General features: G+C 60.1%; 1 protein-coding gene and 1 pseudogene. Both read left to right on the forward strand.

The genetic code is table 11. The features are described 5' to 3' along the window. Nucleotides 1-580: MFS transporter (locus HP459_RS23215; RefSeq protein WP_171936959.1), on the forward strand; the 580-nt coding region annotated here is incomplete at its 5' end. Between the two features lie 46 nt (nt 581-626). Continuing rightward, nucleotides 627-705 (forward strand): annotated as a pseudogene (locus tag HP459_RS23220) (tRNA (uridine(34)/cytosine(34)/5-carboxymethylaminomethyluridine(34)-2'-O)-methyltransferase TrmL); the annotation flags it as partial.

The following is a 705-nucleotide window of genomic DNA, read 5'->3' on the forward strand; positions in this document are numbered from 1 at the left end:
GCCCTGGCTGCCCGGCACCCTGATGCTGTGGGTCACCTACTTTATGGGACTGGTGATTTATTACGTCCTGCTGAGCTGGATGCCAACGCTGATGCAGGGGATGGGGTATGCGCTGGCGGAATCCGCCTGGCTCACCTCGCTGTTCACCTTCGGCGGCACCGCTGGCATTCTGCTCGCGGGCTGGATGATGGACCGCTGGGAAGCGCACAAGGTGGTCGCGTGTGGTTTCGTGCTGACGATGGGCCTGATTCTTTTACTCGGCATTGAGCATAATCATATCGCCCTGTTTGGCGGGTTAATCTTCCTGATGGGGATCGCGATGAATGGCGCGCAGTCGGGGATGCAGACCCTGGCCGCCACCTTTTACCCTACCGAGTGCCGCGCGACGGGTATCGCCTGGATGCAGGGGATCGGCCGCTTCGGCGGCGTGGCGGGCACCATGACCAGCGCCCAGCTTCTTTCCATGCAGTGGCAGGCGGACAGTATTTTGATGATCCTCAGCGTGCCTGCTCTCGTGGCCGCGGCGGCAACCGTCTACAAAATGCTGTATAGCCGCTCGCAGGAGCCGGGCGTCGCCTAGTCCCTCTCTTTTCTGCTATTCTGCCCCCCGCAATTAAGGGGGCAGCATGCTTAACATCGTCTTATTCGAACCAGAAATCCCACCCAATACCGGCAATATCATCCGCCTGTGCGCCAACACCGGTT

The sequence above is a fragment of the Enterobacter sp. CM29 genome (assembly GCF_013179605.1).
Classification (GTDB): Bacteria; Pseudomonadota; Gammaproteobacteria; order Enterobacterales; family Enterobacteriaceae; genus Enterobacter; species Enterobacter intestinihominis.